Origin of the sequence: Paractinoplanes globisporus DSM 43857 (genome assembly GCF_000379645.1) — a bacterium.
GTDB classification, from domain to species: Bacteria; Actinomycetota; Actinomycetes; order Mycobacteriales; family Micromonosporaceae; genus Actinoplanes; species Actinoplanes globisporus.
In genome coordinates this window covers 22,465-41,649 of the sequence record NZ_KB903298.1, presented here as the reverse complement: position 1 = coordinate 41,649, position 19,185 = coordinate 22,465, and the positions used below count along the sequence as shown (strand labels likewise).

The 19,185-nt window shown below is 70.1% G+C and carries 17 protein-coding genes; 4 read left to right on the top strand and 13 right to left on the bottom strand.

Going from position 1 to position 19,185, the window contains the following annotated elements; translation table 11 throughout:
* Positions 1-51 precede the first annotated feature (51 nt).
* The 5 genes from A3CQ_RS0112160 to aqpZ form a co-directional block, all read right to left on the bottom strand.
* On the bottom strand, positions 52-1,101 hold the full coding sequence (locus A3CQ_RS0112160) for a Gfo/Idh/MocA family protein (RefSeq protein ID WP_020511209.1): 1,050 nt from the start codon (positions 1,099-1,101) through the stop codon (positions 52-54).
* A gap of 46 nt (positions 1,102-1,147) precedes the next feature.
* On the bottom strand, positions 1,148-3,067 hold the full coding sequence (locus A3CQ_RS0112155; RefSeq protein ID WP_020511208.1) for a potassium transporter Kup: 1,920 nt from the start codon (positions 3,065-3,067) through the stop codon (positions 1,148-1,150).
* Positions 3,068-3,183: 116 nt separating this feature from the next.
* Positions 3,184-4,740: a M1 family metallopeptidase gene (locus tag A3CQ_RS0112150; RefSeq protein WP_169516273.1), complete on the bottom strand. Its 1,557-nt coding sequence runs from the start codon at positions 4,738-4,740 to the stop codon at positions 3,184-3,186.
* A gap of 67 nt (positions 4,741-4,807) precedes the next feature.
* Positions 4,808-6,205 carry a GGDEF domain-containing protein gene (locus A3CQ_RS0112145; protein ID WP_020511206.1) on the bottom strand — a complete coding sequence of 466 codons (1,398 nt, stop codon included), beginning with the start codon at positions 6,203-6,205 and terminating at the stop codon, positions 4,808-4,810.
* A gap of 57 nt (positions 6,206-6,262) precedes the next feature.
* Entirely contained in the window at positions 6,263-7,087 is an 825-nt protein-coding gene (gene aqpZ / locus A3CQ_RS52505; RefSeq protein WP_020511205.1) for an aquaporin Z, read from the bottom strand.
* Between the two features lie 333 nt (positions 7,088-7,420).
* On the opposite strand from aqpZ, the gene A3CQ_RS52500 reads away from it, so the two are divergent.
* On the top strand, positions 7,421-9,682 hold the full coding sequence (locus A3CQ_RS52500) for an ATP-binding protein (RefSeq protein WP_084699027.1): 2,262 nt from the start codon (positions 7,421-7,423) through the stop codon (positions 9,680-9,682).
* Here A3CQ_RS52500 and A3CQ_RS0112125 read toward each other — a convergent pair.
* The gene (locus A3CQ_RS0112125; RefSeq protein ID WP_020511204.1) at positions 9,650-10,924 is read right to left on the bottom strand and encodes a diadenylate cyclase; all 1,275 of its coding nucleotides are present in this window, start codon (positions 10,922-10,924) and stop codon (positions 9,650-9,652) included. The two genes, A3CQ_RS52500 and A3CQ_RS0112125, sit on opposite strands and share 33 nt — an antisense overlap.
* Before the next feature lie 174 nt (positions 10,925-11,098).
* Complete coding sequence (locus A3CQ_RS64330; RefSeq protein ID WP_020511203.1) at positions 11,099-12,016, bottom strand: hypothetical protein; 918 nt, start codon at positions 12,014-12,016, stop codon at positions 11,099-11,101.
* A gap of 311 nt (positions 12,017-12,327) precedes the next feature.
* On the opposite strand from A3CQ_RS64330, the gene A3CQ_RS0112115 reads away from it, so the two are divergent.
* Together A3CQ_RS0112115 and A3CQ_RS58920 are read left to right on the top strand one after the other, a co-directional pair.
* Positions 12,328-13,185, top strand: coding sequence for a helix-turn-helix domain-containing protein (locus A3CQ_RS0112115; protein ID WP_020511202.1), 858 nt, complete (start codon positions 12,328-12,330; stop codon positions 13,183-13,185).
* Positions 13,182-13,421: a DUF397 domain-containing protein gene (locus A3CQ_RS58920; protein ID WP_084699025.1), complete on the top strand. Its 240-nt coding sequence runs from the start codon at positions 13,182-13,184 to the stop codon at positions 13,419-13,421. Before A3CQ_RS0112115 ends, A3CQ_RS58920 begins: the two co-directional genes overlap by 4 nt.
* Positions 13,422-13,618: 197 nt before the next feature.
* On the opposite strand, the gene A3CQ_RS0112110 is transcribed toward A3CQ_RS58920, so the two are convergent.
* Positions 13,619-14,446: a Rossmann-fold NAD(P)-binding domain-containing protein gene (locus tag A3CQ_RS0112110; protein ID WP_020511201.1), complete on the bottom strand. Its 828-nt coding sequence runs from the start codon at positions 14,444-14,446 to the stop codon at positions 13,619-13,621.
* An 81-nt stretch (positions 14,447-14,527) separates the two neighbouring features.
* Between A3CQ_RS0112110 and A3CQ_RS0112105 the strand changes: the two genes are divergently transcribed.
* The gene (locus tag A3CQ_RS0112105; protein ID WP_020511200.1) at positions 14,528-15,457 is read left to right on the top strand and encodes an AraC family transcriptional regulator; all 930 of its coding nucleotides are present in this window, start codon (positions 14,528-14,530) and stop codon (positions 15,455-15,457) included.
* Positions 15,458-15,462: 5 nt separating this feature from the next.
* On the opposite strand, the gene A3CQ_RS0112100 is transcribed toward A3CQ_RS0112105, so the two are convergent.
* From A3CQ_RS0112100 to A3CQ_RS52495, 5 genes are all read right to left on the bottom strand, one after another.
* Positions 15,463-16,971, bottom strand: a complete 1,509-nt coding sequence (locus tag A3CQ_RS0112100) for a sensor histidine kinase (RefSeq protein ID WP_051115228.1) — start codon at positions 16,969-16,971, stop codon at positions 15,463-15,465.
* Complete coding sequence (locus A3CQ_RS0112095) at positions 16,964-17,641, bottom strand: response regulator transcription factor (protein ID WP_020511198.1); 678 nt, start codon at positions 17,639-17,641, stop codon at positions 16,964-16,966. Before A3CQ_RS0112095 ends, A3CQ_RS0112100 begins: the two co-directional genes overlap by 8 nt.
* A gap of 78 nt (positions 17,642-17,719) precedes the next feature.
* On the bottom strand, positions 17,720-18,241 hold the full coding sequence (locus A3CQ_RS0112090) for an SRPBCC family protein (protein WP_020511197.1): 522 nt from the start codon (positions 18,239-18,241) through the stop codon (positions 17,720-17,722).
* On the bottom strand, positions 18,238-18,564 hold the full coding sequence (locus A3CQ_RS0112085) for an ArsR/SmtB family transcription factor (protein WP_026205616.1): 327 nt from the start codon (positions 18,562-18,564) through the stop codon (positions 18,238-18,240). The genes A3CQ_RS0112090 and A3CQ_RS0112085 overlap by 4 nt, the downstream gene beginning before the upstream one ends.
* A gap of 51 nt (positions 18,565-18,615) precedes the next feature.
* Positions 18,616-19,047 carry a nitroreductase/quinone reductase family protein gene (locus tag A3CQ_RS52495; protein WP_020511195.1) on the bottom strand — a complete coding sequence of 144 codons (432 nt, stop codon included), beginning with the start codon at positions 19,045-19,047 and terminating at the stop codon, positions 18,616-18,618.
* Positions 19,048-19,185 lie beyond the last annotated feature (138 nt).

Sequence of the window (19,185 nt, the reverse complement as noted above, 5' to 3'; positions counted from 1 at the left end):
TCAGGCCCGCGGGACAAGCTGATCATCCGTAACATCGCGGGCGATTTTCCCTCAACGTGGCGCCCAGGGCGCTTCTGCGGTGGTGACCGGGCGGTCGGTGTCGGCCGACTCCTCGATGGCGAGCGCGATCAACTGGTCCTGCGCCGCCTCCGCGAGCGGGTACGGCGGCGGCGCCTCCCCGCGCACCCACGCCGCCATCGCGGTCAGGATCGTCGCGGTCGCGATCTCGTCGTCGTTCCAGCGCCGGCCCGGGAACGGGTTGCGATGGAGGATCTCGCCGCCCAGCGTGAGGGTCTGCGTCTCGTACCCGTCGAGATCGAGGTCGTGCCCGGTCTGCCGGCGGGTGATCGGGGTGCGCGCGATCGCCCGCGGCCCGGCCAGGTGCACGATCTCGTCGTCCCGCAGCTCGCCGTGCGTCCCGCGGACGAGGATCCGGCGGAATCGCAGCTGGTTGCGCGACTGGTTGGTGGTGAAGTCGTAGACGCCGCTGCGCCCGTCGCCGAAGTCGATCGTCGCGATCGTCGTCGTGGCCGGGCGAGGCTCCGGATCGCCCGTCCAGCCCTGCCGGGTCTGGGGCTCGACCAGGGGCGCAGTCGTGCGCGACGCCCGTACCGTGGCGGCGCCGAAGCGGGTCCCCAGCAGGCCGCGGATCAGCGAGACGGCGTGATATTGGTGCGTCGAGGAGACCTGCACCTGCGTCGGGGTCCCGATGATCCCGCTGCGGACCGCCGCCAGCCGTGCCGCGTGGGCCGGCATCATCAGATACTGCTCGGCGACCTGCACCAGCCCCGAACCGCCCACCGCGGCCCACTGCGACCGCAGCGTGTCGGCGTCCGGCGCCGGCGGTGTCTCGGCCAGCACGGGCACGCCCCGATCGACCGCCGCGCTCACCACGCCCGGGTTGGCCGCCCGCGGCACCGCCGTGACGAGGAAGTCGGGCCGGGCCCGCTCGAGGCACTCGTCGAGCGACCCGAACGCCGGCACCGGCAGCTCCCGCGGGGTGCGCACCACCGCGCCGACGCATTCCAGATCGGGCAGCTCCTGGGCGACCCGCCAGAACGCCGATCCCCGCCACCCGAACCCCACCACCGCGAACTTCACCCGGCCAACCTAGACGCCGCGGTCCGAACGATGTCCGGCGCCGGGGTCAGACCTCGATGTGCGAGCCCATGATCACCGTGCGGTCGCGCGGGAGGCCGAAGTGCTCGGCGGCGTCGGCGGTGATGTACGACGTGGCGATGAACAGGCGCTTGCGCCACGTGGCCATCGTCGGCTGCAGGCCCCGGCGCAGCTCGATCTTGGAGAGGAAGTAGGAGGCGTTCTCCAGGTCGAGGCGGCCCTCGGTGGTGGCCGGATCGAGCAGCCGCAGGACCGCCTGCAGGTCCTGCGTCTCCGCGTACCCGAAGCGCATGCTCACGAAGAAGATGCCGTCGTCCTCGTAGCCGAGCGGGTCGACCTCGATCCGCTCCTCGTCACGAAGGCGCGGGACGGGCAGCGTCTCGACCGAAATGATCAGGACATGCTCGTGGCGGACGTGGTTGTGCTCGACGTTCGCGCGCATGGCCAGCGGCGCCGTCTGGTTGCCCCGGTTGAGGAAGACGGCCGTGCCCGGGACCTTGGCGATCGACGCCGCCTTCGCCCGCAGCTGCTGGATGAACTCGTTCAGCGACCCCTCGGTGCGACGGCGCGCTTCGGTGACGATGGCGCGCCCCTTCTGCCACGTCGTCATCACCGTGAAGGCGGTGATCGCGATCAGCAGCGGCAGCCAGGCGCCGTGCAGGAGCTTGGTCAGGTTGGCCGCCACGAACAGCAGGTCGACCGACAGCAGCAGGGCGCCGCCGGGAATCAGGAGCCACAGAGGTGTCCGCCAGCGCTGGCGGGCGATGTAGAAGTACAGCAGCGTGGTGATGGTGATCGTGCCGGTCACGGCCATGCCGTAGGCGTAGGCGAGGGCGGCCGAGCTGCGGAACGCGAAGACGAGGGTGAGCACCGAGACCAGGAGCAGCCAGTTGATCCAGGGCACGTAGATCTGGCCGACCTCCTTCTCGCTGGTGTGCGTCACGCGCAGCCGGGGCAGGTAGCCGAGCTGGGCCGCCTGCGAGGTCACCGAGTACGCGCCCGTGATCACGGCCTGGGCGGCGATCACCGTGGCGGCGGTGGCCAGCAGCACCAGGGGTAACCGGGCCCAGCCGGGGGCGAGCAGGAAGAACGGGCCGCTGATGTTCGCCTCGTCGTCGAGGACCAGCGCGCCTTGGCCGAAATAGCTCAGCACCAGCGCGGGGAGAACCAGGAACAGCCAGCCTCGGCTGATGGCGCGACGGCCGAAATGGCCCATATCGGCGTAGAGCGCCTCGGCGCCGGTCACCGAGAGCACGACCGCGGCCAAGGCGAAGAACGCGATGCCGAAATGGCCGAAGAGGAAGCTCAGCGCGTATGTGGGAGAAAGGGCCTTGAGAATCGCCGGATGCCGGGTGATGCCGGCGACGCCGAGGACGCCGATCGTGAGGAACCAGGCGATCATGACCGGGCCGAAGACGCGCCCGACCGCCGCCGTGCCCCGGCGCTGGACCAGGAAGAGCGCCACGATGATCACGGCGGTGATCGGGACGACTGCCTCCGCGAGCGACGGTTCGACGATCTTGAGGCCCTCGACGGCGGAGAGCACCGAGATGGCCGGGGTGATCATGCTGTCGCCGAAGAACAGCGCGGCGCCGAAGATGCCGAGCGCGGCGAGCGCGGCCGCCACCTTGCGGTGGCGCTGCGCGCCCGAACGCCGCAGCAACGTGATCAGTGCCATCACGCCACCCTCGCCGTCGTTGTCGGCACGCATCGCGAGCACCACGTACGTCACCGTCACGATGATCATGACGGACCAGAAGATCAGCGAGACGACGCCGAAGACGTTGTCGACGCTGACCGGCACGGGGTGGGGGTCGTCGGGGTTGAAGACGGTCTGCAGGGTATAGATCGGGCTCGTGCCGATGTCGCCGAAGACGACGCCGAGCGCGCCGACGATCAGCGCCAGGCGCACCGTGTCCCGCGCGCTGTGACCCTGGGTGGCCTCCAAGGCGCCCCTCCCTCGCTTGGGTGACACCCGGGAGACTACGGCGCGGCGTCACCTCGGCCCGGCAGAACGCGCCGTAATGCCCCCGCGGCGACTTGCCGTCGCCGCGGGGGCGGAATTCAGCGGAGCCGCGTGGCCGGAGCGGCCGCGACGGCGGCCGCCGGGGCCGGAGCCGGGACCGGGTTGACCGTCCAGTCCGGGTGGCCGGGCATCGGCGGCGTGGTCGAGCCGTAGAGCCAGGCGTTCAGGAACGCGGTCAGGTTCTGGCCGGAGACCTTCGAGGCGAGCGCGATGAAGTCCTGAGTGGAGGCCGACTTGCCGCGGTACTTCGCGACCCAGGCCCGCTCGAGGCGCTCGAACTTAGGCACACCGATCTGCTGGCGCAGGGCGAACAGGACGAGCGCTCCCCCGTCGTACACGTTGGGGTTGAAGACGTCCCAGATCGAGTCGGACCGCAGCGGTGCCGCGACCGGGCCGTACCGGACCCGCCACTGGTCGCCGCGGGCGTACGCGCGCTTGTAGTAGTCCTCGAGGGTGGAGACGCCTGCGTAGTCCGGCAGCGTGCCCGTCTCGTACGCGTAAAGCACCTCGTACCACGTGGCGTGACCCTCGTTCTGCCACACATCGCTCCACACCCACGGCGCGACGCTGTCGCCGAACCACTGGTGTGCCAGCTCGTGCGTGAGGATCGGGTTGATGATCACGAGCGGCAGGCTGAAGAGCCCGGTGTCGTAGAGCGACAGGCCCTGCGTCTCCAGCGCGAAGCCCAGATCACCATCGATCACCAGTGATCCGTAACGATCGAACGGATACCGTCCGACCTTGCTCTCCATCCAGGCGATCTCGTTGCGCTCGTCGGCGGCGATGGGCAGCAGTTGGTCGGCCAGCCGCCGCGGCACGACATCGCGGACGACGACGCCGTTGACCGGGGCGCGGTACTTCGTGACGAAGTCGCCGACCGCCACCTGGATGAGCTCGCTGGCCATCGGGGCCGCCTCGCGGTAGGTCGACGAGACGTAGCCGCCGTGGTGCCTGGTCCGCACCGGCGTGCCGTTCGCGGTGGCCGTCCAGCCGTCCGGCGCCGTCATGGTGATCGTGTACGTCGCCTTGTCGCGCGGATGGTCGTTGCTCGGGAACAGCTGGTGCGACTGGTTGGGCTGGCCCGCCACGATCGTGCCGTCGGGCGTCTTCACGAAGCCGGCCGGGGAGTCCGCGTTGGGCGCGATCGGCGTGGCGGTGAAGCCGGAGACGGTGACGGTGAACTTGCGGTGGTTGTCCAGCGGCCGCTTCGGCGTGACGATCAGCTCTTCGCCGTCGCGGCTGAATGCGGCCGGCCACCCGTTCACGGTGACCTTGCCGACGCCGTCGCCGCCGAAGTCCAGGTCGAAGCGGGACAGCGACTGCGTGGCGACCGCCGTGATCGTCACGTCGCCGCGTACCTGCTGCGCCGGGTCCTTCTGGGCGTAGTAGAGACTCAGGTCGTAGTTCTGGACGTCGTACCCGCCGTTGCCGAGCAGCGGATACAACCGGTCGCCCAGGCCGGCCGAACCCGGCGTGGGGTGATGGGTGGAGGCGGAGGCCGGGCCGGCCGCGGTGGCGGCTCCCGCGAGCCCGAGCAGGACGGCCGATCCGGCCGCTACCAGGCGCAGCGATCTGTTACCCATGTCAGCTCTCATGGTGGCCGAGCGTAACAACTGATCGACATTTTTAAGTACATCTTTTTGGCGTACGAGGGTGGGTAGATCAGGCGGCGACGGTGGCGCGGCGGGACCGTTTGATCGTGAACATCGCATGATCGGCCAGCGACAGCAGCTCGTCCCCGTCGGCGCAGTCGGCGGCGTCCGCGAGCCCGACACTGGCGCCGACCCGCACGATCGGCCCGTCCGCCACGATCGGCTCGGCGAGCGCGTACCCGAGCCGTTCACCCAGGTCACGAGCCCCCGCGGCGTCCAGGTCCCGGCACAGCACGGCGAACTCGTCGCCGCCCAGCCGCGCGCACAGGTCCCCGGCGCGTACCTGCCCGCGGATCCGCCGGGCCACCTCGATCAGCACCGCGTCGCCCGCGGCGTGCCCGTGCTCGTCGTTGACCGCCTTGAACCCGTCGAGATCGATGTAGAGCAGGAACAGGCCGTCGATGTCGCCGCTCAGCCGCGCGCTGAGCGCCCGCCGGTTGGCCAGCCCGGTGAGGCTGTCGTGCCCGGCCAGGTGGATCAGGCTCTGCTGGGCGCGGGCCTGCTCGCGCACCGCCCCGGTGAACCGGGCCAGGCACAGCGCCACCGTGATCACCGTGGCCGCGAGCAGCCCGAAACGCTCCCCCGCCGGCGCCGCGCCCTGGACCACCGCGGTGATCGGCGCGGTGAGCATGGCGACGCCCAGGAAGATCAGCCGGGCCGGGTGCAGGCTCGCCACCTCGGCCCGGGCCGGCCGGGTCAGCAGGTCACGGTCGCGCCGCAGCAGCGGCGCCACGACCAGGCCGTTGGCGATCAGCAGCGCGCCGTTGAGCCGGTCCACGTCGCCGGCCGCCCAGTCGCTGGTGACCAGGGTGATCCCGGTGTCCATGAACAGCATCAGCCCGGTGCCGGCGATCAGCAGCGCGCCGGGCACGCCGGTGCGCCCGGGCGAGAGCAGCAGGTAGAGCACGGCGGCCAGCAGCACGACGTCGCCGACCGGGTAGAGCGAGCCGACCAGCACCGCCAGGGGGTCGCCGTCGCCGTCGAGGCCGGGCGCGATGAAGAACTGCCAGGCCGCGACGGCCGCCGCGGTCGAGAGGGTGAGGCCGTCCTGCAGCGCCGCGCGCCCGCGCCCGGATCCGCGCCGCCGCACGATGCTGAGCATCGCCGCGCCGAGCAGCGGATAGCCGCCCAGCCAGAAGAGGTCCTGCAGGCCGACGTCGGTCTCGGCGTGGGTCAGCTGAAGGATCCCCCACGTGACGTCGCCGGCCAGCCAGGACGTCACCGCCGCGGAGATCAATACCCATGGTGTACGCCGGCCGGCCGCGGCCCGGAAGGCGGCGGCCCAGGCGGCGACGGTCATCCCCGCGAAGCTGATCAGGTAGGCGGCCTGCCCGAGCACCGAGTCGGGCGTCAACGCCGTGATCAGTGCCCCGCACAGGAGCGCCACGGCGCCGACGACCTTCCACACGTTCCCCGCAATCGGCAGGGCGGCTAGGCGCCTGAGCGAACGGCGGCCAGAGCGTCGTCACTCACGCGGCCGGGCCTCGCCGCCTGCGACGATCACCTCGGTGTCCGCGCCGGGCGAGTCGACATCCTGGCCCTCGGCCGCGACCGGTTCGGCGCCGGTCTCGCCGGTGATCACCTTGTAGGCCACGCCCGCGATCGCCCCGCCGAGCAGCGGCGCCAGCCAGAACAGCCACAGCTGGCTCAGCGCCCAGCCGCCGACCATCAGGGCCGGGCCGGTGGAGCGGGCCGGGTTCACCGAGGTGTTCGTCACCGGAATGCTGATCAGGTGGATCAGGGTCAGCGCCAGACCGATCGCGAGCGGTCCCAGTCCCGCCGGAGCGCGCCGATCGGTCACGCCCAGGATGATCAGCACGAACATCAGCGTCAGGAGCGCCTCGACCAGGAAGGCCGCGCCCGCGGTGTATTTGTCCGGCGAGTGCGCGCCGTAGCCGTTCGCCGCGAGCCCGTCGATCTTGATCCGGTAACCCGGCCGGCCCGAGGCCACCGCGCGGAGCACCGCCGCCGCCGCGATCGCCGCGACAACCTGAGTGATCACGTACGGGAGGACGTCGCGCGCCGGGCTGCGCCGCCCGAGCCACAGCCCGAGGGTGACGGCCGGGTTGAAGTGGCCCCCGGAGATGTGGCCGACGGCGTACGCCATGGTCAGCACGGTGAGGCCGAAGGCGAACGCGACGCCGAGGATGCCGATGCCGTTGGGTGCGCGGGCCGCCAGCACCGCGGCCCCGCAGCCGCCGAAGACCAGCCAGAATGTGCCGAGGAACTCGGCCGCCAGCCGTCGCCCGAGTGTCACCTGTACCGCCGCCACCGCCTCATGATCGCCCACCCCTCCACCTTTCGCCTGGTGAAGGCCGTGGTCATCACCCGTTCCGGATGAAAGATCACCTGAGGACCGGGCCGCCTCCGCCTGGCGGGGTCGTCTCCCCTGCCCCGGCCGCCCCCCAGCCGGGTATTTTGTCGGGGTTTCGAGCCACGCCGGGTGGAGACGGCCTCGGATGAGGGACGCTGAGCCTCCCCCTCGGGCTCAGCGCGGCACCGCCCGTCGTCCACCTTCGTGGTCCGGGAGTGACGAAACCAGGAACTTCACCGGCACTTTGCTGTCGGGCGGCTGCTACTTGCGAGGTGCACCGGCCTGTCACCATCGCAGTAGATCGATCCGATGCGGGGTGACTCTTTGTTCGGTGACCTGGTGCGCGCCCACCGCCGCCGGCTCGGCATGACCCAGGAGGAGCTGGCCGACCGGGCCGGAGTCAGCGTGCGCAGCATCGGCAAGTGGGAGGCGGGCCAGGTGGCCGCCCCGCGAATCGGCACCCTGCGCGCCCTGGCCGACGCCTTCACCCTCACCGGCGACGCCCGCGACGAGTTCCTGACCTCCTCCGCCCTCGACGACATCACCCCCGCCCAGCTCCCCCTGGACCCGCCCGTCTTCACCGGCCGCGAGCGTGAGCTGGCCCAGCTGTCGGCCTCCGGCGACGGAACGATCATCCGGGTGGTGTCGGGCACGGCCGGCGTCGGCAAGACCACCCTGGCCGTACGGTGGGCGCACCGCGTACGGCATCGCTTTCCCGACGGTCAGCTCTATGTCAACCTGCGCGGATTCGGCCCGACCGGCCCGCCGCTGCCGCCCGGCGACGCCCTGCGCGGACTGCTCGACGGCCTGGGCGTCCCGCCGCAGCGCGTGCCCGCCGACGTCGAGGCCCGGGCCGCGCTCTACCGCAGCGCGCTGGCCGGCCGGCGCCTGCTGATCCTGCTCGACAACGCGGCCGACGCCGAACAGGTGCGCCCGCTGCTCCCCGGCGCTCCCGGCTGCGTGGTCGTGGTGACCAGCCGCGACCGCCTCGCGGGCCTGGCCGTCACCGACGGTGCTCAGCTCCTGCTGCTCGACGTGCTCGGCACCGATGCCGCCCGATCGCTCCTGGCCCGGCGGATCGGCGCCGACCGGGTGCGCGCCGAGCCCCGTGCCGCCGACGAGATCGCCACCGCCTGCGCCGGCCTCCCGCTGGCGCTGGCCATCGTCGCGGCCCGGGCCGCCGCCCACCCGGCGTTCACCCTCGCGGCCGTCGCGGCCGAGCTGCGCACCTCCCGCCTGGACGTGCTGGCCGGCCCCGATCCCGCCGCCGACGCCCGCGCCGTCTTCTCGTGGTCGTACCGCAAGCTCCGCCCGGCGGCGGCCCGGCTGTTCCGCCTGCTCGGCCTGCACCCGGGCGTGGCAAGCATCGACGCCCTGGCCAGCATCGCCGCGCTCCCGCCGGACCGCGTCCGTGCCCTGCTGGCCGAGCTGGTCCAGGCCAACCTGGTCGACGAGCCCCAGCCCGGCCGCTTCGCCTGCCACGACCTGCTCCGGGCCTACGCCCGCGACCTGTCGGACCGGCTGGACTCCCCGTCGTCCCGACGCGAGGCCGTGGTGCGCCTCCTGGACCACTACCTGCACACCGCGCTGGCCGCCGATCGCCTGCTCAAGCCGCACCGCGGCCTGGGCCCTCGCCGCCCCGCCACCCACGCCCCCGGCGTGACACCCACCCCGCTCGCCGACAGCGACGACGCCATGACCTGGTTCGGCGCCGAGCACCCGATCCTCCCGGCCGTGGCCGACCTCGCCGAGGAGTCCGGCTTGCACACGTACGTGTGGTGGCTCGCCTGGGCGGTCCTCACCTACCACGAGCGCCGCTGGGACCGGCGCGACTGGATCCGCTGGCAGATGCGGGCCGTGGCGGCGGCCGAGCGCGCCCGCGACCCGCACTTCCAGGCCGTCAGCCACTACAACGTCGGCTATGCCCTGTGCGAGCTGGGCGATCTGGCCCCCGCCCACGGCCACCTGAACACCGCGCTGGCCTTCTACGAGAAGCTCGGCAACCTGGCCGGCATGGCCAAGGTCCACCTCAACCTCGGCATCATCGCCCGCCGCCGCACCGACTACACCCGGGCGATCGACGAGGCCGAGACGGCGCTGGCCCTCTACCGCAAGGACAGCGACCCGGTGGGCGAGGCCCGGGCCACCAACAACATCGGCTGGTGCTACCTGACGATGGGCGACTACACCCGGGCGCTCGACCACTGCCGCCGGGCCGTGGCCGTCCACGAGGCCGCCGGCAACCACATGGGCGCCGGCCACTCGTGGGACAGCGTCGGAACGGCCCATCTCCGCCTCGGCAACCCCACCGAGGCCGCCGCCTGCTACCGCCGCTCGCTGGCCGCCTTCCGATCCGAACGAGACCGGCAGTACGAGGCGATCGCCCTGGCCCACCTCGGCGACGCCGAAGAAGCGGCCGGCCGTCCCCGGGCCGCCCACGAGGCCTGGCATCGCTCCCTCGCCATCTTCACCGAGATCGACCACCCCGACGCCGGCGAGGTCCGAGCCAAGCTGGCCTCCCGCGAGGTCCCGCCCTTCTCACTCCGGCAGCAGATCGACCGCCGCCCATGATGTCCACGGCTTCTGCGGCCAGGCGTGCATTTCGTAAGCGCTGTCCGAGTCCAGGCTGGGAGTTGCGCAGACCGGGCAGTCGATGCTGAGGGGCCGGTCCTGGTAGTGCACGTGAATGCGACCGACGACCAACTCCTTCCGGCACCGCCGGCACGACACCGTTCGTTGAATGCCGAACCGGTCATGCGGGGGTACACCGGCGATGCTGGAGGCATGGCTCGGCCCGATCCGAAGTTCGAGGACGCTCATACCGTCGGAGTACACGGTAACCGGACCGTCGTGACTGACCACGAAGACGAGACAGGTGGGGTCGTCAAAGGAATACCGCTTGGCCGAGGTATGCCGGAGGCCTCTTTCGGCGGACACACAATCGACGGCCTCGTCCGTCGCGGCCAGCCTCATCTCGATCCGCTCGATCTCACCGGACGGCCCGACCAGGCACGCTCCGTCGATCCCGGCGAGAAGCGTCGCGACAGCCTCGACCTGATGTTCGTAGCCCACATGGAGTCTTGCCGGCGTCGCCTTGCCCGCCTCGGACCGGGAGTCGCCGGGGCGCGGGTGCGCCGGGTCCGGCGCCCATACGAACGTGGCCCCGATGTGCCGGGAACTGAGCACATGGAGACACAAAGAGAGCAGGTCGTTCAGCACCTGCACGGTGCCAGCCGAGCCCTCAGGGAAGAAGAGCTGCTCCAGACCCCGGACGGCATCGGACGAGTAGACCTTCGCTCGCCAGGTGTCGTGCTCAAAGACATAGACCCGGTCGGGCGTGAACACCTTGACCGCGCCGACCGGGGTCCGCTGGATCACTCTGCTCCGGGTCGAGGTCAGCTGAGCCAGCTGTTGCTCACCTGCCTGCGCGCTCAGTTCCAGCAGGCACTCCAGGCCGCGCGGCGAACGGACCAGGAAGGTCGTCCGGCCATTGCAGACCTTCCGGACGTAAACCGGGTCACGCTCCGGCGGTTCCGCGCCCGAAAGCTCAATGATCTTGTTCTCCAACGCCCACCCGGTGAGGTTGGTCACTTCGTCGAGCCGATCGCTCGAGTCGATCACGATCGCTCCGTAGGAGCCGACTCGCCCCTCGTGCACCTGCGGCTGCCTGGCGTAGCGGATCTCGTCGACAAGAGCGGCGTAGGCCGGGTCGGTCTCGTCCCATTTGAGGTCGACGCCCTCGTCGGCGAGTTCCGCCTTCAACCGGGCAATTCGCCTCGCGGCTCGCGCGATCGATTCGCTGTCTGTGGTCACGGGAACTCCTTCTTGCTGGAACTCAGCAATCCATGGGTCCCCGGTTCAGCGCCGTCGCTGGAGCGGAACACTGATTCGGCACTGTGCGTGCCTACCAAGTTAGCTGTCGGGTTCGGAAAGGCCTTCTCCCCTATCGTCCGGCCGTCGCCGGACGAACTCACCCCACGTTCAGTTTCAGTGGTCGTCGGCCTCCCCGTCGTCGAGCCCGCGGATCGGCCCTTTGGGCAGCTCCAGGATGGGCAAACCATCGACGCTCTCCCGGTCGACCACGAAAAGGTCGGGCAGCATTCCTAAGATAACCGTGGAGAAGACGTCCGATCCACCGGTCAGACGTTCCCATCGGTCGTGGGACCGCGTACGCAGAAGCACCCCGTCGGCAACCGTGGTGAAGATGTACGCGACGTCGAACCACTCCGTGCCCGGCCTGAGCTTCAACCCGTACAGGGGGAAAACGAAGGCGTACAGGCTGGCCCAGCGCTTGATCGGGTTTCCATCGAGCCGTTCGAGATACTGCCGGACGTCGCGACGGTTGGGGAAGGTCGCCTGAACGGCGGTCTGCAGCGCCGCCAGCGGATCCGCCAGCAGAGACTTGATCTCCAGCGCCACGCCCTCGCGGACGAATGCGCCGAGCGGTGGTTCGGTGCGCATGATCTCGAACAGGCGCTTCTGGACATCGCGGATGCGCCGTTCGTAAGGCTCCGGCCGGAAGAGATAGGCGAAGCAGTCGCTGAGGAAGTCGTCCGCTGAGGACCAGGTCTCGTTCCAGCGCTGTTCGGTCAGTGCGGCCGTCTGCTCCCGATCGGCGATCACCCGCTTGGCGTGCCGTTCCAGATCGCGGCCCCAGTTGTCCGAGCACGGCTCACTCGCCTGAATGATCGGCCGGTCGCCCCGGTACCCAATCGTCTTCCGGTACAGAAGATGCAGGGCCAGACCGGCGAAGGCGCGAGTCCGCCAATCCTGCGTCCACTCTGCCCGATCGGCGGCGTCCGGCCGGACGTGCGCAAAGACCTGGGAAAAGTCTTCGGAGCGGCCGCTCTCCAGGCGGGCCGCCCAGTCGGCCCACTCGATCTGATCCCTTTCCTTGTCGTCCATCTTCCACGTGACCCTTCGCCACCTAGCGCGACAGACCGAAGCTTGTAGCCGCTGGATGACCACTGGGAGCGTCGGACTCGCGTCCGGAGGCGAGCGCTCGAGGAAAGCTCAGGCGCGCAGCCTTAACAGGTCGAAGAGGATCATCGTGCGTCACAGGCAGTGCATGAGGTCGGAACGGCCCCAATGACAACAGTTCCACCAAGAAGCCGATTTCGCAACCGTGCCTTGTGCAAGCTTGCGTTCTGGGTAATGTGCACACATACCTTTTTGTGTCCGCACTAGGTTGCGTCGAGAAGATCGGGAGAATCGCGGTGCCCAACAGGCGCGGGCCGACCCTGCGATCACGATCGCTCGGCAAGCAGCTGCGCGAGCTCCGCGAGAGTGCCAACCTCACGCTGCAGGAAGTGGCCTCGTACATGCAGCGGGACCCTTCGTCCATCAGCCGGATGGAGACGGGCGTCCATCCGGCTCGGATACCGGACGTCCTTGCCTACGTCACCCTGTGCGGCGAGTCGCGCCCGGACCGCCGGGAGCAGCTTGTCCAGCTCGCCCAGGACGCCTGGCAGACCGGCCTGTGGGATCGGTACGGAGAGGACGATCTCAAGGCCTTGATGGATCTGACCTGGCTCGAGGCTCGGGCCAGCGAGATCAGAGCATTCGAGGCCATCGTGCTCCCGGGTCTGCTTCAGTCACCCGCGTACGCAGCCGCTGTGATCCGAGCCAGCGATGCAACGCGGCAACAAGCGGACATCGACCGGTGGGTCAATGTCCGGCTCCGTCGCCAGGAGATCCTCGACGAACCCCGCCAACCCCGGTTGCACGCCGTCCTGGACGAATCCGTGCTGCACCGGGTGGTCGGCGGCAAGCATGTCATGCGCGAACAGCTCCTCCATCTGGTCGAGACGGCTCGCCGACCAAATGTCACGATTTCGGTGCTTCCCTGGGGTACGGGAGCACATGCTAGCCCCGAGGGCTGCTTCAACGTGCTGTTCATGGACGAGCCGTACACCGACGTCGGTTACATGGAGACGCCAACCGGTCCGGTTTTCGTGGAACGCGACGAGGTCGAAAAGTTGATCGACCGCCATGATCGACTCTCGCGAGCAGCTCTCGGCGACGAGGAATCGATTGCCCTCACATTGCAAATCGCCGAGGAGATGGACACATGACAGAAAGCGTAGACGTACCGACATTAATGTCAGGCGTCGGTTGGCACATCAGCACCTACAGCGCCAGCGGTGGCGGTGGCTGCGTTGAGGCCGGACCGTTGAGTGACGGCACCGAACGCATAGCCGTCCGGCACAGCAAGGTCAGAGACGGGGCGACGATCCTTTATACGCGTCCCGAGTGGGAAGCTTTTGTCGCCGGAGTCCGCGACGGAGAATTCGACTTCCCGCGGCAATGATCTGGTAGCACACCCCGCCTACCGGTTGTCCGTACTGCGACAGCCGGTAGGCGGTTCGCCCAGTTGGCACGCGGCGCGCTGCCCAGGTCAGCGGCGGGCGGCCGCCATCCTGACCCTCCACAGCACGGTCAATGCGCACCCGGATAGGTCCACGACCACTGGCTTCGGTGTCCGCGTTCCGTGGCAGCGCTTACGGCTCACGGATTCCAGACGCCGGTCGTGGCGGAGGCGCGTACGAAGTCGGCGAAGTCGCGGGCCTCGTGGCCGGTCACCCGCTTCACGTCGTCGGTCGCGTGGGCGTTGCGGCCGTCGAGGATCCGCGTGAACAGGGCGGCCAGGCCCTCGGCCTCCTCGGCCGGCACACCCTCGGCGATCATGCGAGCGGCGCACTCCTGGGTCGTGACCCGCTCGAACCGGACCGGCCGGCCGGACGCCGCGGAGATCAGCTCGGCCGCCTCGGCGAAGGTCACCGGCCGCGGACCGGTCAGCTCGTACGTCCGGCCGTGGTGTCCGTCCTCGGTCAGCGCCGCGACGACGACGTCGGCCACATCTTCAAGGTCAACAAAGGGTTCCGGTACGTCGGTCGGCAGCGCGATCACCCCGCCGAGCACCGGTGGGAGCAGGAAATGCTCGGTGAAGTCCTGCGCGAACCACGTCGAGCGCACGACGGTCCACTGCGCGCCGGATCGGCGTACACCTTGCTCGCTTTGTTCGGCTTCCTCCTCGCCGCGGCCGGACAGAAGCACCAGGCGGCCGACCCCGGCCTCCGTGGCCAGCCGGGCGAACGCCTCGATCGACTCCGCGGCGCCCGGGAACGCCAGGTCGGGGTAGTAGGTGATGTACGCGCCGGTGACGCCCCGCAGGAGCGGCACCCAGGTCGCAGGGTCGGCGTTCCAGTCGAAGGGCGGCTGCCCGGAGCGGGAGCCGACGCGGACCCGCAGGCCACGGGCGTTCAGACGATCGATGACCCGGCGGCCGGTCTTGCCGGTGCCGCCGATCACCAGGTAGGTCGTGTCCTCAGTCATGCCTCAATTACCTCGTGGCCCGATGAGACGGTCCATGGCCGAGAGGCTCCGCCGCATACGCGATCGTCTAACCTGACACGGGTGGACGCTCTCGGTGGTCTCCTCGACGGTCCCCGCGCGCGGGAGGCCTTCCTGCTGCGCGTCGTGCTCGACCCGCCGTGGTCGATGCGGATCCAGGACCGCGCGCCATTGGCGATCATGTCGCAGGTGCGCGGGACGGCCTGGGTGCTGCCCGACCACGGGGATCCGCTGCGCATCGGGCCCGGCGACGTGCTCATCGTGCGCGGCCCCGACCCGTACACCGTCGCCGACGACCCCGCCACGCCGCCGCAGGTGATCATCCACCCCGACGAGCGATGCACCACGCTGTACGGGGAGGACCTGGCCGTCGCGATGGACCGCGGGGTGCGGACCTGGGGCAACACCGACACCGGCGAGTCGGTGATGCTGGTCGGCGCCTACCTGGGAGCGGGCGAGATCACCGACCGCCTGCTGCGGGCCCTGCCGCCGATGCTCGTGCTCCGCGCGGACGAGTGGGAGAGCCCGATCATCCCGCTGCTGGCCGCCGAGATCACCAAGGACGAGCCGGGTCAGTCCGCCGTCCTCGATCGGCTTCTCGACCTCCTGCTGATCGCCGTGCTGCGAACCTGGTTCGACCGTTCGCAGGCCACGCCGGGCTGGTTCCGCGCCCAGTCCGACCCGGTGGTCGGCCGGGCCCTGCGCATGCTGCACAACCACCCGTCCCACCCGTGGACGGTCGCCGCCCTGGCCGGCGAGCTCGGCGTCTCCCGGGCGGCGCTGGCCCGGCGCTTCACCGAGCTGGTCGGCGAGCCCCCGATGTCCTACCTGACCAACTGGCGCCTGGCCCTGGCCGCCGACCTGCTCCGCGAGCCGGACGCCACGGTGGCCGCGGTGGCCCACCAGGTCGGCTACAGCAGCGGCTTCGCGCTGAGCACCGCATTCAAGCGCGTACGGGGGCTGAGTCCCCAGGCCCACCGGACCAGCGTCTGAAAGCTTCAGGTACGAGGCGCCCGCGGCAGCACGGCGACGAAGCAGGCGCCGGTCGCGGAGTCGGCAACGAACACGCGGCCGCCGTAGCGTGCGGCGATGTCGCGGGCGATCGCCAGACCGAGCCCGGCCCCGCCGTCGCCGCGATCACGGGCCTCGTCGACGCGGGCGAACCGTTCGAAGATCCGCTCCCGGTCGGCGGCCGGAACGCCGGGACCGTCGTCGCGAACCTCGACCCGCACGAGACCCGGCTCGGATTTCGCGACGCTCACATCGACGCGGTTCCGGGCGTACCGGGAAGCGTTGTCCAAAAGGTTTCTCAGCAACCGGGCCAATTCCTCCTCGCGACCGATCACCAGCGCGGGCTCCGTCGCCTCGACCATGAACCGCTCGTCGGGTGGCACCCGGTAGCCTCGCTCGCCGACCAACTCCTCCGCGATCGTGGCGACGTCGACCGGCCTCCCGGTCGGGGGCGCCGTCTGTTCCAGGCGCGCGAGCAGCAACAGGTCGTCGGTGAGCCGCTGCAAACGCTCGACGGCGGTGTGCAGGGCCGCCGGGTCCGCGGCGTCACCATGGGCGGCGGCGACCTCGACGGTGTTACGCAGACCGGCCAGTGGGCTGCGCAGCTCGTGCGCCGCGTCGGCGACGAACCGGCGCTGCCGCTCGGCCGCGTCGGCGAGCCGGTCGAGGGTCGCGTTCATCGTTTCCGCCAGCCGCGCGATCTCGTCGCCGGTGCGCGGCTGCGGCACCCGGCTGGTCATGTCCATGGCGGTGATGCGGGCCAGCTCGGCCCTCATCCGGTCCACCGGGCGCAGCGCCCGCCCCGTAGCCCACCAGGCAACCGCGGCGACGAACAGGACGGCCACGGGCAGACCGCGGCGGAGCCAATGGTCGACCGGCGCCACGGCCGCCTCGGCATCGAGCGGCGAGACCAGCACATAAACGGTCGCCTTGGCATCGTTTGCATCGGGCCCCGACGCGCCGACGTTGTAGGCCACCAGGGTGACCTCCCGCCCGTCGAGCTGCCCGTGCTGACCGCTGCTTGCCGGTCGCAGCAGGACACGGATGCGCGACTGCGGCGGGGAGGCGGGGAACGTCAGGCCGCTTTCCCGGACGTAATAGGCCAGTTGATCCTGAGCCTGCAGCACATTGCCGCGATTGTCGACGACAGCGTAGTTGACCGCGTTTGTACCGAAATACGGGAACTGCTGGGTCTTGAACTTCTCGTAGGCTGCGGCAAGCCGGCCCGGATTGGACTCGGGATCGTCGAAGTCCGAGGTCCGGATGGCCTGGGCACCCACGTCCGCGTTGACCTTTGCCGCCGGCGTGTCGTACGTCGAGCCGATGGCCAGGGCCCGCGACTGCGCGGTCACGATCGACGCCGCCACGCTGTCGGTGTAGATCACGTGACGAAGCCAGAAGGCACCGCCCCCGAGGCACAGCGCGGCCGCCAGCGCCGCCGCGACCGCGGCCCGCACGCGTACCGAAGCGAGTTTCGGCAGCCGGGGCCTACGCATGCCCGCCCACCAGGCGGTAGCCCTCGCCACGGACCGTCTCGATGCTCCGCACGCCGAACGGCACGTCGATGCTGCGCCGCAACGCCCGAATGTAGACCTCGACGATGTTCGGGTCGCCGTCGTAGGCCGCGTCCCACACCTCGTCCAGAATGTCCAGCTTGCTCACCACCGCGTTCGCCCGGCGCGCCAGGCAGGCCAGAACCGAGAACTGCTTGGCGGTCAGCGCGACCGGGGTCGTCCCGCGCGAACAGCGGCGTTGCGTCTGGTCCACGACCAGCTCACCGACTTTCAGCAGCGCCGGCCGGGGCTCGCCACCGCGGCGCAGGAGGGCTCTTACCCGGGCCAGCAGGACGACGTACGAGAACGGCTTGGTCAGGTAGTCATCGGCCCCCGTGTCCAGGGCCTCGGCCTCGTCGTACTCCCCGTCCTTGGCGGTGAGCACCAGCACCGGCGTGCCGACTCCCGACTCCCTCAGCCGGGCGCACACCTGAAAGCCGTTCATGCGCGGCAGCATCAGATCCAGAATCACGGCCTGATAGTCGTCACCCATGGCGTACTCGAGCCCGGCGCTCCCGTCATGGGCGACGTCAACGCTGTAACCCTCAGCGATCAGCCCACGACGCAGGGACTCGGCCAGCTCCCGCTCATCCTCCACCACCAGCAGCCGCACCGGGCCATTCTGTCAGCAGCCGACCCGCAATCCTGAAACCCGTTTCAGCTTGTGGCAGTGGTGGGATCCGTTCCGTTCCTAGCGATTCTCGGGGGCGAGGGCTTCGTAGGCGGGGTGGAGTTGGTTCCAGCGGGCTCTGGCGTCGCATCGGCCGTGGCCGGCGAGGTGGGCGGCAAGGTCCTCGATGTGGATCTGGATGCCGGCTCCGTACGCGGCCAGCAGGTTCAGTGGCATGCCTCGTTCTTCGAGGATGAGGGTGGTGCCGTCGCCGTCGGGAATCAGGGTGGCCTCGATGGTGTGCTGTTTGGCCGGGCCGGCCTGCATGGTGGTTATGGCCAGGTGATGTGGCGGGTCGCAGGCGTCCACCCGGCCGTTGCCTTGCCATTCGCTGGCGTAGAAGCGTGCGGTGAACTCGCCGCCCTGGCGCAGGTCGCCGTCGAACTCGCCGAGCCAGCGGGCCAGGCGGGCGGGGTCGGTGAGCGCCGACCAGAGATCGTCGATCTCGGTGTCGAAACGGTCCTGCATGTGGACGACCCCGTGGCCGTCCTCGGTCCGCAGGGTGCCGATGATGCGGTCGGCTGCGGTGGCGTCGCTGTTCATGACGTACCCCTTCGTTGGCGTTTGCCTCGGGCGACCTCGGTATGCAGAGCGTCCAGCCGGTGCTCCCACAGGGCCCGGTAGCGGCTGAGCCATTGGTCGATCTCGGCGAGCGGCTCAGGGCGAAGGCTGTAAATGCGCCGCTGCGCCTCCTGGCGGACGTCGACCAGCCCCGCCTCGCGCAGCACCCGCAGGTGTCGCGACACGCCGGGCCGGGCGATCGGCAGCAGCGCGGCCAGTTCGCCCGCGGTCGCCGGCCCGTTGGTCAACACGTCCAGCACCGTGCGCCGACTTCGGTCGCTCAGGGCCTGGAGAACTGCTTCCATGGCTCATGTGTACCAAGTCAGTTACGTAACCGTCAAGGTACACAAGGATCGCTACGCCGGGGCGGGGACGCCTTCGAGGATGATCACTGGGAACGCGCGGCCGGTGTTCTGCTCGTAGTGGGAGCTGCCGTCGGAGACCAGGCGGTAGAGGCCGTCGCGCTCGGCACCGGCCGTGACGACGGCCCGGGCCTGGTAGGAGCGGTCACCGAGCTCGACCGTCACCCCGGGATTGGCTCGCAGGTTGTGGAACCAGGCCGGATGCTTGGGGGCGCCCGCCTTGGACCCGACCACGAAGACGCGGCCCCGGTCGTCGACCGCGAAGCCGAGTGGCACGGTCGTCCGCCTCCCCGTGCGCGCCCCCGTCGTCGTCAGCAGCAGGATCGGGAACGGCGGTTGGCTGACCTTGCCGTGATTGGCCCGGAACTCGCTGATGACGCCCTCGTTGTAGGTCCGGAACTCCTCGTCGGACGGCACGGTCGACATGTCTCTCCTCGGTTTCTTGGCTGCGCTCCTCGGTGCAGACCGCCCGCGCCCGCGAAAGGAATCGGCCAAGCCGCGCGGAGGACAGCATGGATCGTCGCGCTCTGCGACCATGATCCGATGCGGCTGACGGCAATTCGT

Excerpts from the sequence above, each read along its gene's own strand:
- A3CQ_RS0112100 (WP_051115228.1), bottom strand. The coding sequence starts at position 16,971 with ATGCGTAGGCCCCGGCTGCCGAAACTCGCTTCGGTACGCGTGCGGGCC.
- A3CQ_RS58920 (WP_084699025.1), top strand. The coding sequence starts at position 13,182 with ATGACAGAAAGCGTAGACGTACCGACATTAATGTCAGGCGTCGGTTGG.
- A3CQ_RS52500 (WP_084699027.1), top strand. The coding sequence starts at position 7,421 with ATGCGGGGTGACTCTTTGTTCGGTGACCTGGTGCGCGCCCACCGCCGC.
- A3CQ_RS0112150 (WP_169516273.1), bottom strand. The coding sequence starts at position 4,740 with ATGAGAGCTGACATGGGTAACAGATCGCTGCGCCTGGTAGCGGCCGGA.
- A3CQ_RS52495 (WP_020511195.1), bottom strand. The coding sequence starts at position 19,047 with ATGTCGACCGTGCCGTCCGACGAGGAGTTCCGGACCTACAACGAGGGC.
- A3CQ_RS0112110 (WP_020511201.1), bottom strand. The coding sequence starts at position 14,446 with ATGACTGAGGACACGACCTACCTGGTGATCGGCGGCACCGGCAAGACC.
- A3CQ_RS64330 (WP_020511203.1), bottom strand. The coding sequence starts at position 12,016 with ATGGACGACAAGGAAAGGGATCAGATCGAGTGGGCCGACTGGGCGGCC.
- A3CQ_RS0112090 (WP_020511197.1), bottom strand. The coding sequence starts at position 18,241 with ATGAACAGCGACGCCACCGCAGCCGACCGCATCATCGGCACCCTGCGG.
- A3CQ_RS0112085 (WP_026205616.1), bottom strand. The coding sequence starts at position 18,564 with ATGGAAGCAGTTCTCCAGGCCCTGAGCGACCGAAGTCGGCGCACGGTG.